General features: G+C 64.5%; 12 protein-coding genes and 1 pseudogene. 2 read left to right on the top strand and 11 right to left on the bottom strand.

The features are described from left to right. The first annotated feature begins 128 nt into the window (after positions 1 to 128). Complete coding sequence (locus tag ACVJ5M_RS01430; protein ID WP_071909170.1) at positions 129 to 641, top strand: TIGR02281 family clan AA aspartic protease; 513 nt, start codon at positions 129 to 131, stop codon at positions 639 to 641. Positions 642 to 852: 211 nt separating this feature from the next. Continuing rightward, positions 853 to 2,353, top strand: a pseudogene (locus ACVJ5M_RS01425) (phosphomannomutase/phosphoglucomutase). A gap of 177 nt (positions 2,354 to 2,530) precedes the next feature. Here ACVJ5M_RS01425 and ACVJ5M_RS01420 read toward each other — a convergent pair. The 11 genes from ACVJ5M_RS01420 to ACVJ5M_RS01370 all read right to left on the bottom strand — a co-directional run bounded on the left by ACVJ5M_RS01420 (position 2,531) and on the right by ACVJ5M_RS01370 (position 12,767). Then, a complete protein-coding gene (locus tag ACVJ5M_RS01420; protein ID WP_014491365.1) occupies positions 2,531 to 3,040 on the bottom strand; it encodes an Lrp/AsnC family transcriptional regulator in 510 nt (169 codons plus the stop codon). Between the two features lie 97 nt (positions 3,041 to 3,137). After that, positions 3,138 to 4,061: a sugar kinase gene (locus ACVJ5M_RS01415; RefSeq protein WP_231143690.1), complete on the bottom strand. Its 924-nt coding sequence runs from the start codon at positions 4,059 to 4,061 to the stop codon at positions 3,138 to 3,140. Between the two features lie 13 nt (positions 4,062 to 4,074). Next, positions 4,075 to 5,019, bottom strand: a complete 945-nt coding sequence (gene nudC / locus ACVJ5M_RS01410; protein WP_063979833.1) for an NAD(+) diphosphatase — start codon at positions 5,017 to 5,019, stop codon at positions 4,075 to 4,077. A 9-nt stretch (positions 5,020 to 5,028) separates the two neighbouring features. Continuing rightward, positions 5,029 to 5,448, bottom strand: a complete 420-nt coding sequence (locus ACVJ5M_RS01405; protein WP_063979832.1) for an HIT domain-containing protein — start codon at positions 5,446 to 5,448, stop codon at positions 5,029 to 5,031. 253 nt (positions 5,449 to 5,701) lie between these two features. Beyond that, positions 5,702 to 6,829: a muconate cycloisomerase family protein gene (locus ACVJ5M_RS01400; RefSeq protein ID WP_063979831.1), complete on the bottom strand. Its 1,128-nt coding sequence runs from the start codon at positions 6,827 to 6,829 to the stop codon at positions 5,702 to 5,704. Continuing rightward, positions 6,826 to 7,581 (bottom strand): SDR family NAD(P)-dependent oxidoreductase, encoded by a 756-nt coding sequence (locus ACVJ5M_RS01395; RefSeq protein ID WP_063979830.1) that lies wholly within the window; start codon positions 7,579 to 7,581, stop codon positions 6,826 to 6,828. The genes ACVJ5M_RS01400 and ACVJ5M_RS01395 overlap by 4 nt, the downstream gene beginning before the upstream one ends. Further along, positions 7,581 to 8,387: an amino acid ABC transporter ATP-binding protein gene (locus tag ACVJ5M_RS01390; RefSeq protein WP_063979829.1), complete on the bottom strand. Its 807-nt coding sequence runs from the start codon at positions 8,385 to 8,387 to the stop codon at positions 7,581 to 7,583. Before ACVJ5M_RS01390 ends, ACVJ5M_RS01395 begins: the two co-directional genes overlap by 1 nt. Then, the gene (locus ACVJ5M_RS01385; RefSeq protein WP_063979828.1) at positions 8,384 to 9,046 is read right to left on the bottom strand and encodes an amino acid ABC transporter permease; all 663 of its coding nucleotides are present in this window, start codon (positions 9,044 to 9,046) and stop codon (positions 8,384 to 8,386) included. The genes ACVJ5M_RS01390 and ACVJ5M_RS01385 overlap by 4 nt, the downstream gene beginning before the upstream one ends. Positions 9,047 to 9,237: 191 nt before the next feature. Further along, positions 9,238 to 10,086 (bottom strand): transporter substrate-binding domain-containing protein, encoded by an 849-nt coding sequence (locus tag ACVJ5M_RS01380; protein WP_063979827.1) that lies wholly within the window; start codon positions 10,084 to 10,086, stop codon positions 9,238 to 9,240. A 442-nt stretch (positions 10,087 to 10,528) separates the two neighbouring features. Beyond that, positions 10,529 to 12,010, bottom strand: coding sequence for a catalase (locus tag ACVJ5M_RS01375; RefSeq protein WP_354097270.1), 1,482 nt, complete (start codon positions 12,008 to 12,010; stop codon positions 10,529 to 10,531). A gap of 115 nt (positions 12,011 to 12,125) precedes the next feature. Next, positions 12,126 to 12,767, bottom strand: a complete 642-nt coding sequence (locus ACVJ5M_RS01370) for an HD domain-containing protein (protein WP_071909180.1) — start codon at positions 12,765 to 12,767, stop codon at positions 12,126 to 12,128. Positions 12,768 to 12,800: the final 33 nt, after the last annotated feature.

Below are 12,800 nucleotides of genomic sequence, written 5' to 3'. Positions count from 1 at the left end.
AAGCCACGAAGGCGTATTAACCCTCCGCTCATCCTTTTCGTCAAAATAGCGGCGCTCTGACCGCAGCGTCGCTCGCGGCCAGACGTGTCGCGTGGTGAAATCGAGCTTTCCGGCTCGGAAGTGGTGTGATGCGTAACATAATGATCCTCGCGGCCATCATGATCGGCCTCGGCACGTTCATGGCGCAGATGGCGGACAGGATGAGTTCTGCCTCCGCGACGTCAGCGCCGCGCACGACGATTGCGGTTGCTGCGACGGCGCCGGCCGGTGGGCGCAGCCTCGCCATCTCCCGCGATGGCCGTGGCCATTTTCAGGCCGAAGGCCGCATCGACGGCCAGCGGATCGGCTTCATGATCGACACCGGCGCCTCCGTGGTCGCGCTGAACGAGAGCTCGGCCGCCCGCTTTGGCCTGCGTCCCTCGCGCGGCGAGTACAACGCCACCGTCTCGACCGCCAACGGCACCATTAAGGCCGCGCGCACGCGCATCGCCATGCTCGAGGTCGGCGGCCTCGTCGTGCGCGACGTCGACGCCATGGTGCTGCCGGACGAGGCTCTGTCGGAGAACCTGCTCGGCCTCTCCTTCCTGTCCCGCCTCAAGCGCTTCGAATACGCCAACGGCCAGATGGTGCTGGAGCAGTAAGCCGCCTCAAAAGGCTCTCGCCGCGCCGACGAACGGTCGTTCGCACGGATTTTTTTCAGGACGGCATTGGCGGAAGTCTCGCGCCGGGCCGCGTTTTCCCGTTACCAAACTGCCGCAATTATAAGCCATAAGCTGCCATTCCCGCCTTCCGCTGCGGCCCGGCATTCGCTAAGGCTGCATCAATTCCCGCCATTTTCACGAGACCGTCTCAATGTTCCCCAAGCCGAAATCCGTCTTGTTGCCCAACACCTATGCCTTCGAATCCGAGCCGATGGTGAAGGCCACGGGTTTTCGCGAATACGACGCGCGCTGGTTGTTCCAGAAGGAAATCAACCTGATGGGGATCCAGGCGCTCGGCATGGGGCTGGGCGCGCTGATTGCGGAGCTCGGCGTCAAGCAGGAGATCGTCACCGGCCATGATTTCCGCGGCTATTCGGCCTCGATCAAATATGCGCTGATTTCCGGCCTGATGGCTGCGGGCTGCAAGGTGCACGACATCGGGCTCGCGGTGACGCCGATGGCCTATTTCGCGCAGTTCGATCTCGACGTGCCCTGCTGCGCCATGGTCACGGCCTCGCACAACGACAATGGCTGGACCGGCGTGAAGATGGGCGCCAACCGCCCGTTGACCTTCGGCCCCGACGAGATGACGCGGCTGAAGGAGATCGTGCTCAACGCCGAATTCAAGAACGAGGCCGGCGGCTCCTACCAGTTCCACGAGAATTATCCGGCGCGCTACATCGCCGATCTCACCGGCCGTCCGAAGCTGACCCGCAAGCTCAAGGTCGTCGCCGCCTGCGGCAACGGCACGGCCGGCGCGTTCGCGCCGCAGGTGCTGGAGGCGATCGGCTGCGAGGTGATCCCGCTCGACACCGAGCTCGACCACACCTTTCCGAAATACAATCCGAACCCGGAAGACATGGAAATGCTGCACGCGATCCGCGACGCGGTGCTGCATCACAAGGCCGATGTCGGTCTCGGCTTCGACGGTGACGGCGATCGCTGCGGTGTCGTCGACAACACCGGCGAGGAAATCTTCGCCGACAAGGTCGGCGTGATGCTGGCCCGCGACATGTCGGCGATCCACAAGGACGCACATTTCATCGTCGATGTGAAGTCGACCGGCCCTGTTCGTCACCGATCCCGTGCTGCAGAAGCAGGGCGCGAAGGTCGCCTATTGGAAGACCGGCCATTCCTACATGAAGCGCCGCACCTACGAGACGGGTGCGCTCGCGGGCTTCGAGAAGTCCGGCCACTTCTTCTTCAACAAGCCGTATGGACGCGGCTATGACGACGGCCTGGTGTCGGCGCTCGCGATCTGCGACATGCTCGACCGCGCGCCGGGCAAGTCGATGGCCGATCTGAAGAACGCGCTGCCGAAAACCTGGTCGTCGCCGACCATGTCACCGCATTGCGCCGACGAGACCAAGTACGGCGTCATCGACCAGGTGGTGAAGCATTTTGAAGGCTTGCAGGCCAAGGGCGCCAAGATCGGCGGCCAGGCGATCCGCGATCTCGTCACCGTCAACGGCGTACGCGTCACGGTCGAGGACGGCAGCTGGGGCTTGGTGCGCGCGTCCTCCAACAAGCCCGAGCTCGTCGTCGTGGTCGAGAGCCCGGTCTCCGAGCAGCGCATGCACGACATGTTCGAGATGGTGAACAGCGTGCTCCGCACGCATCCCGAAGTCGGCGCGTACAATCAGACGATTTGAGGGGCATCAGGGAGCACAACCCGCGCAGCAAATCTCCGCTGTCATGCCCCGGCTTGACCGGGGCATCCAGTACGCCGCAGCTTCTCCGTATCCAATCGCCGCCTCTGGAATACTGGATCGCCCGGTCAAGGCCGGGCGATGACAGCTTCCTTGTGGTGAGACCTGAGAACTAAGCCTCTAAGCCGCCACCACCGCCGGGATCGGCAGCGCGGTGACCGACTTGATCTTCTCCATCGCGAAGCGCGAGGTGACGTTCTTCAGCGGCACGGCGCTGATCAGCTTCTTGTAGAACACGTCATAGGCCTGCATGTCGGCGACCACGACGCGCAGCATGTAGTCGACGTCGCCGGCCATGCGGTAAAATTCCATCACCTCGGGCATGGCACTCACGGCCTCGGCGAACTTCTTCAGCCAGGCGTCCGAATGGTCGGCGCTCTCGACTGACACGAACACGGAGATGCCGAGCCCGATCTTGTTCTGGTCGACCAGGGCGACCCGCTTCAGGATCACGCCGTCGGCCTCGAGGCGCTGGATGCGCTTCCAGCAGGGGGTCGAGGACAGCCCGACGCGGTCGCCGATCTCGGCGACGGAGAGGGAGGCATCCTCCTGGAGCACCATCAGAATCTTGCGGTCGATGGCATCGAGGCGGCGGCTGGTCTCGGGGAGTTGCACGGCGAGGTCAGTCATTTGAAGAACTTTGTTCCATTTCAGGGGCTGATTTCCCTGATATAGAGAAAATCTTTCCACGGCAAGCCCATAATCTCGGCTCCGTGGTGGAACCGCTCTAGAGTCGGCCTCGCAAAAGCTCTTCAACTTCAACGCGTTGTGGGGCGGCCATGCCGCCACCGTGGCGGGTGCATTTCAGCGCTGCGGCGGCCGCGGCGAATCGCAGCGCCTCCCGCACCTCCTCGCCCTCGGCGAGGCGAAGCGTGAAGGCGCCATGGAAGACGTCGCCGGCCCCGAGCGTATCGACCGCCTGAACCGGGAAGGCCGGTGTCTCCTCCAGCTCGCCCGCCTCGTCCAGCCAGATCGTGCCACGCGGGCCGCGCGTGGCGGCGAGGAAGGCCGGCGTCAGCCCTGCCAGGCGCTTCAATGCCTCGCCGTCATCGGCGACACCGGCCGTCTCCTGCACCTGGTCGCTGGCGAACAGCAGGTGCGAGGCGGCCGTGAGCAGGCCGTCCTGCAACGACATCGCGCGATCGACGCCGACGATGACGGGAATGCCGCGTCGTCGCGCCTCGGCGCAGAGATCGATACAAAGGGCGCCGCAGCGGCTCTCGACGAGGACCGCCCGGCAATCGGCGAGCAGTGCGTCACCGTCTGGCAGCTTCACGCCCCACAGAGCGGGATCGCGATAGATCGTCAGCGTCCGCTCGCCCGAGGGCTCGATCAGGATCGCGGAGACCGGCGTGGTCAGGCCGGGCATGCGCACGACGTGCGTCGTGTCGATGCCTTCACTGGCCATCTGTTCGAGAATGAAGCCGCTCGACGCTTCCCGTGCATCACCCATCGGTCCTGCGAAGGAGACCCGGCCACCGAGCCGCGCGATGGCGATCGCAGCATTGAGCGCGTTGCCGCCGCAGATCTCGGCGAGATGCGTGGCGTTGGCCTTGCTGCCGCGCGCGGGCACGGCCTCGACGCGAAAGGTGAGGTCGCGCACGGGAATGCCGATGCAAAGGGTGTGTGGCGCGGTCCGTGATGTGGCCACCGGCGGCCCCAGCTTACGCGCCGGTCTTGTCGTGCACCCAGCGGCCGAGCAGGTGGTGGGCGATCGCGAACGGATGCGGGCCGGCGAGCCCGTCCGGATGCGTCCGCGTCAGCATCAGCGCGGCCTCCTCGCGGGTGAACCAGCGCGCGTCCTCTAGCTCGGAATGATCGACGACGACGTCCTCGTTGAGCGCCCGCGCGCTGCAGCCGATCATCAGCGACGATGGATAGGGCCAAGGCTGCGTCATGTAATACTGCACGTCGGTGCAGCGGATTCCGGATTCTTCGAGGATTTCCCGGCGTACCGCGTCCTCGATGGTCTCGGCGACCTCGACGAAGCCGGCGAGGCAGGAATACATGCCCGGCGGAAACTGCTTCTGGCGGCCGAGCAGGCACTTCTCGCCCGAGGCGACCAGCATGATCACGACGGGATCGGTGCGCGGAAAATGCTCGGCCTTGCAAGCAGGGCACTCGCGCTTCCAGCCGCCTTCCTTCATCGCGCTCCGCGTGCCGCAATTGGCGCAATAGCCATGGCGCTGGTGCCAGCTCACCATCGACTTCGCCATCGCGATCGCCGAGAGCTCGTCGGGCGGAATCGCGCCCTGCATCGCCATGCCGCGCAGCTCGGTGACGGTGTAGTCCTCGCGGCCGATCAGCTTCTCGGCCGCCGCCTGCGACATCCCCATGCCGAACACCGCGGCGCCGTCGCGCAACCCTAAGAAGATCGTGCCGGGGTTGGCGCCGCATTTCAGCGCCTCGTCTACTCCCAGCAGCGCGCGCGCCTTGTCGCCCTCGCGCTTCACCAGCAGCGAGTCGCGGTAGACGACATAGGCGCGTGACGATGGCTTCTGCTCCATCGCGAACAGCTTCTCGTCGTCGCGGCGCAGATGCGCGGCGCGATCGAGGATGTTGGTGACGAAAGCCGGCTGTCCCAGCGGAAACGAGTCGAATGCTGACATTTCTTGTTCTCAACCCAACCAGATCTTGCGGCGAAGCGCGCTGATGAAAGTCTGCACCTCGGTGGCGTCATGCGCCAAGGGCTTCATCACGCCCCAGACCGGCCGCGGCCATGCAGCGTCGCTGGTCCGGCGTGCGATGATGTGGACATGAAGCTGCGGCACGAGGTTGCCGAGCGCGGCGACATTGAGCTTGTCGCATTTGGTGATCTCTTTCAGCGCGCGCGAGACGCGGGAGATCTCCGTCATGAGTTGCGCCTGCTCCACCTCGTCGAGATCGATGATCTCGACCGCATCGGGCCGCCGCGGCACCAGCAGCAGCCAGGGATAATGCGCGTCCTTGATGACCAGGACCTTCGACAGCGGCAGGTCGCCGATGTCGATGGTGTCCTCTTTCAGGCGGGAGTGCAGCGACCAGGCGGGATCAGACATATGCGTTTCCGGATAGCCCGATGGGGCGGGCGTGTTTGGCCGGACCATACGATAGGGAGTCCCTGAGGGGAAGGTTAGGGGCCGCGGGGGCGGCATGCTCCGCTGTCGTCCCGGGGCGCGCAAAGCGCGAGCCCGGGACCCATAACCACAGGGAGAAGTTTGGCGAAGATGCGTGGTGACCAGCTCGCGCGACAACCACTTCCTGTGGCTATGGATTCCGGGCTCGCGCTGCGCGCGCCCCGGAATGGCGGAATTACGCCTCCGCAAGCACCCGCGCATTGGCGCGGACGGAGGCCTCGCTGACGCGGATGCCGAGGCCCGGGCCGTCGGGCACCACGACATGGCCGGCTCGGTTGGCAACGCGCTCTTCCAGCACGTCCTCGGTCAGCACGTGATGCGGCATGTAGAATTCGCAGCCGAGCGAGATGCCCGGCGTTGCCGCGATCAGCTGCGTCCCGGCGGCAAGCCCGATGCCGCCCTCCCACAGCGTGCCGCCATAGCCGGGCAGGCCGGCGATGTCGGCGATCGCCATGATCGCCTGCGCCTCGAACAGGCCGCCGGCTTTCATCAGCTTGATCGAGACGGCATCGGCCGCCTCGCGGCGCACCACCTCCATCATGTCGCGGCGGTCGAAGCAGCTTTCGTCGGCGAGAACGGGTGTTTCCAGCGCCGCGGTGAGCTGCGCCATCACGTCGAGATATTTGCGCGGCACCGGCTGTTCGATGAAGGTCGGCGCAAACTCTTCGACATCGCGCAAAATCTTGATCGCGCCGAACGGCGCCAGCGCCTGGTTGTAATCGACGCGCAGGTCGACCTTGTCGCCGAATTCCTTGCGGATCGCTTCGAGATGATCGAGGTCCTCGCGATGCGGTTTTACGCCGGTCTTGACCTTGTAGATGACGTTGCCGTCCGGAACCATTTTTCGCATGCGTTCGAGATCGGCGGCGAAATCGGGATCGGCGATGGAGAAGGAGAGGGGAATCGTGTCGCGCACGCGGCCGCCGAGCAGGTCGGCGACCGATAATCCTGACGACTTGCCGACGATGTCGAGCAGCGCCATCTCGATTCCGACCTTGGCCTCGGCATGACCGACCAGCGTACGGTCGAGCTCGGCCATCAGCGCGCGAATGCGGCGCACGGGTTTGCCGAGCACGATCGGCCGCAGATAGATGTCGAGCGCGGAGAAGGCCGCTTCCGGCGTTCCCGTGAACACTTCCCACGGTGCCGCCTCGCCCCAGCCGATCACGCCGTCGCTCGCGGTGAGCTCGATCAGCACGCGCTTCACCGTGCCCTTGACGTTGCCGACGCCTTGGAGGCGCGCCATCTTGATCGGGCTCTCGATCAGGAACAGCCTGATGCGTTCGATGGTTGCTTCGGTCATGTCAGGCCTCCATTGACGTGCCAGACCTGGCCGGTGACGTAGGACGCCTTCGGTGATGCCAGGAAGACGATGATCTCGGCCACTTCTTCCGGCCGCCCGCGACGGCGCATCGGGATCAGTGCCTCGGTGGTGGCGATCTGCTCGGGCGAGAGCCGGCTCTCGCTCGGCTTGTCCTTGATGATGAGGCCGGGTGACACCGCATTGACGGTGATGCCGTCTTTGGCGAGCTCGATCGCGGTGAGACGCACCAGCGCTTCGAGCGCGGAGCGGCTTGCCGCCGTTGCGGCAAACGGTGCGAATTCCGGCCGGATCGCATGCGCGACGAAAGAGGACACCGCCACGATCCGCGCATCGCGCCCGTCACGCAGCAGCGGCAGCGCGGCGTCGACCAGCCGCGTGAACGCCAGCGCCGATTCGTCCATCGCCTGCCGGAACTGATCCGCCGGCGTGCCGATCGCGCTGCCGCGACGGGCATGACCGCCGACCAGGATCAATCCATCGAGCCGTCCGAAAGCGCGTTGCGCGGCGGCGGCGGCGTCGGTGACGACTGCTTCCTCGGCGAGATCGCCGAGGCATTTTGCCACCGCGGCGCCTTTCGCTTCGGCTTCGGCCGCGGTGGCATCGAGACCTTCCACGTTCGAGCGGGTGTGGAGCAGAAGCGCGGTGCCGGGGGCCGCGAGCAGTTTTGCGGTGGCGCGGCCGATGCCGCTGGCGGCACCGGTGACGAGATAGGTGCGATCGATATCAGGCATCACGGTGCTACGTTGGCCGGCGGCAACGCGCCGGTGCGGTGGAAATGGCTGAGGAAGGCGCGCGTCGCGGCTTGCTGCGGATTGTCGATCACCTGCCGCGCCGGACCTTCCTCGACCACGACGCCGTCGCGCATGAAGATGAGGCGGTCGGCGACTTCGCGGGCGAAGGCGATCTCATGGGTGACGATCACCATGGTCATGCCTTCCGAGGCCAGCCGCTGCATGACGGCGAGCACCTCGCCGACGAGCTCGGGATCGAGCGCCGAGGTGGCCTCGTCGAACAGCATCACGTCCGGCTCCATCGCGAGCGCACGCGCGATCGCGACGCGCTGCTTTTGCCCGCCGGACAGCGTCGCCGGATATTGGTCGGCCTTCTCCGCGAGGCCCACCTTGGCAAGTTGCGCCCGCGCGAGCTTCTCGGCGTCCGCCTTGGCCATGCGGCGCACCGTGACCGGTCCCTCCATGACGTTCTGAAGCGTCGTCATGTGCGGGAACAGGTTAAAATGCTGGAACACCATGCCGGTGGTGGTGCGGAATTTTGCGAGTGTCTTCACGTCCGGAAGCCTCGCGCCTTCGCCGAATTGGAAGCTTGTGTCGCCGACGCGGACGCTGCCGCCGTCGGGTACGACCAGCAGATTGATGCAGCGGAGCAGTGTCGACTTGCCGGAGCCGGATGGGCCGATCAGCGCCACCACGCCCCCCTTGACCACGTCGAGGCTGATGTTCTTCAAAACCTCGTTGCTGCCAAAGCTCTTGCGCAGGCTGCGGATCTCGATCTTCGAAGCGTTCTTGGATGGCTCGCTCATTCGCTGACCGCCAGTCGCTTCTCGCCGCGGCGGACGATGATGGTCAGGGGAATCAGGATCGCCGCATAGGCGACCGCGACCGCGGTGTAGGTCTCCAGCGGCCGGTAGCTGTCATGGGCGGCGACCTGGCTCTGGTAGACGAGGTCGGGCACGGCGAGCACCGAAACCAGCGAGGTGTTCTTGAACTGGATGATCGACTGGTTCATCAGCGCCGGGATCATGCGCTTGATCGCCTGCGGCAGCACGATGCGCCGCATGCTCTGGCCCGGTGTCATGCCGAGCGCGGCGCCGGCTTCGGACTGGCCCTTGTCGATCGAGATGATGCCGCCGCGGATGATCTCGGAATAGAACGAGCCGCCATAGAGCGAGAGCGCGAGCGCCGAGGCCGTGATCGGCGTCATCTCGACGCCGGCCAGGATCGGCAGCGCGTAATAGAACCAGATCAGCTGCACCAGGATCGGCGTGCAGCGGAACGCCTCGATGAAGGTGAGGGCGATCAGACGCACCGCCTTGAAGCGCGACAGGCTGCCGAACGCGCCGAACAGGCCGAAGACGAGACCGAGCACGACGATGACCACGGTGAAGCCGACGGTGACGCCGAGCCCGTTGAGAAAGAGCCAGCGATAGCTCCAGAGGATGCCGAAGTCCCACTGATACATGCGTGTTCTTACTCGTACCCGATGTCGCCCAGAAATTCGTCGTCATGCCCGGGCGTAGCCGTCCGAAGGACGGCGTCGCTTCCGCTTGCCTATGTCCCGGGCATCCACGTTCTTGGTGCCGCGGGTCAGACGTGGATGGCCGGGACAAGCCCGGCCATGACGATGTGGATACTTCAGGTGCTCATCACACCTTACAGCGAAACGCCCGGCGGAATGTCCGCTTCGGTCACGCCCACCAGCTCCATGTTGGTGATGATCGCGTTGCGGATGAAGCCGAGGCCCTTGTTGAAGTCGATCCAGGTGTTGACGTAGTCGCGGAAGGTCTTGTCGTTCTCGCGGCGGAAGCCGGCATTCGACGTGGTGGCGAAGATCGGCGTCGGCAGCACGAACTGGCCGAGCGAGGGATTCTTCTTCAGCACGGTCAGCGACAGCATGGTGATCAGGCACTGTGCGTCGACGCGGCCGGTTTGCAGCGCGGCGGTGGCATCGTCGGCGGTCTTCAGTCGCGAGATCTGCGCCTTCGGCGTCAGGCGGCTGACGACCTGGTCGTGGGACGAGCCCTGGTCGACGGCGATCTTGACGTCGGGCGAGTTCAGCTCGGCCCAGCTCTTCGGCTTGAAGTCCTTCTTGCAGAGGATGCCGAAGGCGTTGTTGAAGACCGGCACCGAGAAGTCGACCACCAGCGCGCGCTTCGGGGTCGGGTTGAGGCCGAAGAAGATGTCGATCTTGTTGGACTGCAGATCGAGCACCGAATTGCCCCAGGTGGTCTCGGTGATCTCGAGTTCAGCCTCCATGTCGTCGGCGAGCGCCTTGGCGATGTCGACATAGAAGCCCTTCCACTGGCCGCTGGCGAGGTCCTTCATGTAATAGGGCGCGCCGCCGCCGACCGCGCCGATCCGCATCTTCTTGGTGCGGCGAATGCGGGCAAAGGTCGATTCGCTGGGATCCGCTGCGGTCTGCGCCACGGCCGGTGAGGCCAGCGTGGCCGCAGCCATCGCGCCAAGTCCGACAATCGATGCGACATCACGACGTGTAACCATTTTGAGGAATCGCTTTTCTGGTTGGATGAAGGTGTGTGGTTGATCTCGCGCGAAAAATTCGCCCATCAATCGGCGTCAGCCGGCTGAAGAATGCTCAGGATCGGATTTTCGCGCACCCTTTGTTTCGGTTCCGGCAGGATTTCATAGAAAGGCGCTGCCGGGCGGGCCCTGTCAAGACTCGATTGCCTCAGAGATGTGCGGGGCCTCGAAGATAGGCAGGGAGCCTATCGGCTTGACGCATTCGGAGGCGAATTGCGGCGTCTGTGCTTCGCGGCAAAAATGCCGCGGCGATGCGCTACAGCACCGGCCGGCGGGCGCGTCGGCTCGAGCTATTTTCGCGAGAAAATTGATAGGTTTCGGCGGTTCGCTTTAAAAATGCGAACGGCGCCCTGTCGGCGCCGTTCGCCGAAGACGGCGAGAGCTCGGTGCGGATCGACCGACCCTATTCTGCGGCCTTTTCCGTTCCCTTGGCACGAACGGTCGCGAGGCGCGTCAGCGCGTCGCGGACGCCCGCGCCATAGGCGGGATCGGCCTTGGCGCAGTTGGCGATGTGCCGTTCCTGGATCGGGATGGCAGCGGCGCCGACAGCACGCGCCGTGTTGTCGAACAAGGCCTGCCGCTGGGCTGCGTTCATCTTGCGAAAGAGGTCGCCGGGCTGCCGATAGTGATCGTCGTCGATGCGGTGATCCCAATGTGCGGCTGCACCATCGATCTCGAGCGGCGGCTCGTTGAGATCGGGCTGGTCCGTCCACTCGCCACCGCTGTTCGGGAAATAGGTCGGCGTCCTCCCGAGATTGCCGTCGGTCCGCATTGCGCCATCGCGATGGTAGCTGTGATACGGGCATTTCGGCGCGTTGACCGGGATCAGATGATGGTTGACGCCGAGGCGATAGCGCGCCGCGTCCCCGTAGGAGAACAGCCTCGCCTGCAGCATCTTGTCGGGCGAGAAGCCGATGCCGGGAACGACATGGGCCGGCGAGAAGGATGCCTGTTCGACCTCGGCGAAGACGTTTTCCGGATTGCGGTTCAGCTCGAAATAGCCGACCTCGATCAGTGGAAAGTCCGCCTTCGGCCAGATCTTGGTCAGGTCGAACGGGTTGAAGGCAAACGCCTTGGCCTGATCGTCGGTCATGGTCTGCAAGAACATCGTCCAGCGCGGGAAATCGCCGCATTCGATGCTCTCGAACAGGTCGCGCTGGTGAGTCTCGCGGTCCTTGCCGATGAGGGCTTCGGCCTCGGCGTCGGTCAGGTTTTCGATGCCCTGCTGCGTCCGGAAGTGAAACTTCACCCAGGTCCGCTCGTTGGCGGCATTGATGAAGCTGTAGGTATGGCTGCCGAAGCCATGCATGTGCCTGAAGCTTCTGGGAAGGCCGCGCTCGCTCATCACGATGGTGACCTGGTGCAGAGCCTCCGGCAACAACGTCCAGAAATCCCAATTGTTGTCGGCGCTGCGCATTCCGGTTCGGGGATCGCGCTTGATCGCATGATTGAGGTCGGGAAAGCGCAAGGGATCGCGGAAGAAGAACACGGGCGTGTTGTTGCCCACCATGTCCCAATTGCCTTCCTCGGTGTAGAACTTCAGCGCAAAGCCGCGGATGTCGCGTTCGGCGTCGGCTGCGCCGCGCTCGCCGGCCACCGTCGAGATGCGCGCGAACATCGGCGTGACCTTGCCGATCTCCGAGAAGATCCTGGCCTTGCTGTAGCGGGAGATGTCATGGGTGACCGTGAAGGTCCCGAAGGCGCCGGATCCCTTGGCGTGCATGCGTCGCTCGGGAATCACCTCGCGATCGAAGTGAGCCAGCTTCTCGATCAGCCAGACATCCTGCAACAATGCGGGCCCGCGGCGGCCCGCGGTCATGATGTTGAGGTTATCGCTGACGGGCGCGCCCGTCGCATGGGTCAAACGTTTCGGCTCATCGGCCATGGGATGCTCCTGAATATGGGGTCATTGGCTATTGCGGCCCGCGTGCGAAATCTCAGGCTCGCATGGGTCCACAGCAGTCGATTTCGAGATCGCACTGTCCTTGCGCGAACGCCGGTCAGCCGTGCCAATGCGAGTTGCGGATGACGCTGCAGAAATTGCCGCGATGGAAATGCGGCTCCTTGTCGGCGATGACGTCGGCCTTGACGTTGCCGAACGTCGTATCGGGCCGATGCTTGATGCCGTCGTAGAAGGCCTGGATGATGTCTTCCTTGAAGTGCGGCGTGCGCGGAAACGCCTTCACGACCGCCTCGCGCTCCGCGTCGGAATATTCGTCGTAGGTGAGCCCGAGCACGTCCATCTCGACGCCCGCGGTCACCAGCGCGACGACGGGGTGCATGTGCTGGGGAACGCCCGGCGTGGTGTGCAGGGCGATCGCGGTCCAGACCGTGTAGGCGTCGGCTTCCGAAATGCCGTGGCTGCGCAGGAAGTCGCGCGCGGCGTGCGCGCCGTCGACCTCGAACCGCTCGTGCTGGCTGCCATGGCCCGGCATCAGGCCGATGTCGTGAAACATGGCGCCGGCGTAAAGCAGCTCGCGGTCGAATGTCAGCCCGCGGCGGACGCCGGCCATCGTGCCGAACTGGTAGACGCGGCTGGAATGGTTGAAGAGCAAATCCGTTTCGGTGTCGCGGATGTATTCGGTGATGGCACGCGCCAGCTTGCTGTCGGGAATGACGGCGGCCTCGGTGATTTCTGACATGAGCAGCTCCTGAAATTTTGGATCGCGTTTACT

This window comes from Bradyrhizobium sp. S3.7.6 (genome assembly GCF_054061875.1).
The sequence above is the reverse complement of the archived record's forward strand: the minus strand, read 5'-3'. Positions and strand labels throughout refer to the sequence as shown.

What these genes read in the sequence shown, in the direction of transcription:
- ACVJ5M_RS01380 (WP_063979827.1), bottom strand. Translation starts at nt 10,086, where the DNA reads ATGGTTACACGTCGTGATGTCGCATCGATTGTCGGACTTGGCGCGATG.
- ACVJ5M_RS01390 (WP_063979829.1), bottom strand. Translation starts at nt 8,387, where the DNA reads ATGAGCGAGCCATCCAAGAACGCTTCGAAGATCGAGATCCGCAGCCTG.
- ACVJ5M_RS01400 (WP_063979831.1), bottom strand. Translation starts at nt 6,829, where the DNA reads ATGACCGAAGCAACCATCGAACGCATCAGGCTGTTCCTGATCGAGAGC.
- nudC (WP_063979833.1), bottom strand. Translation starts at nt 5,019, where the DNA reads ATGTCAGCATTCGACTCGTTTCCGCTGGGACAGCCGGCTTTCGTCACC.
- ACVJ5M_RS01430 (WP_071909170.1), top strand. Translation starts at nt 129, where the DNA reads ATGCGTAACATAATGATCCTCGCGGCCATCATGATCGGCCTCGGCACG.
- ACVJ5M_RS01375 (WP_354097270.1), bottom strand. Translation starts at nt 12,010, where the DNA reads ATGGCCGATGAGCCGAAACGTTTGACCCATGCGACGGGCGCGCCCGTC.
- ACVJ5M_RS01385 (WP_063979828.1), bottom strand. Translation starts at nt 9,046, where the DNA reads ATGTATCAGTGGGACTTCGGCATCCTCTGGAGCTATCGCTGGCTCTTT.
- ACVJ5M_RS01405 (WP_063979832.1), bottom strand. Translation starts at nt 5,448, where the DNA reads ATGTCTGATCCCGCCTGGTCGCTGCACTCCCGCCTGAAAGAGGACACC.
- ACVJ5M_RS01370 (WP_071909180.1), bottom strand. Translation starts at nt 12,767, where the DNA reads ATGTCAGAAATCACCGAGGCCGCCGTCATTCCCGACAGCAAGCTGGCG.
- ACVJ5M_RS01395 (WP_063979830.1), bottom strand. Translation starts at nt 7,581, where the DNA reads ATGCCTGATATCGATCGCACCTATCTCGTCACCGGTGCCGCCAGCGGC.
- ACVJ5M_RS01420 (WP_014491365.1), bottom strand. Translation starts at nt 3,040, where the DNA reads ATGACTGACCTCGCCGTGCAACTCCCCGAGACCAGCCGCCGCCTCGAT.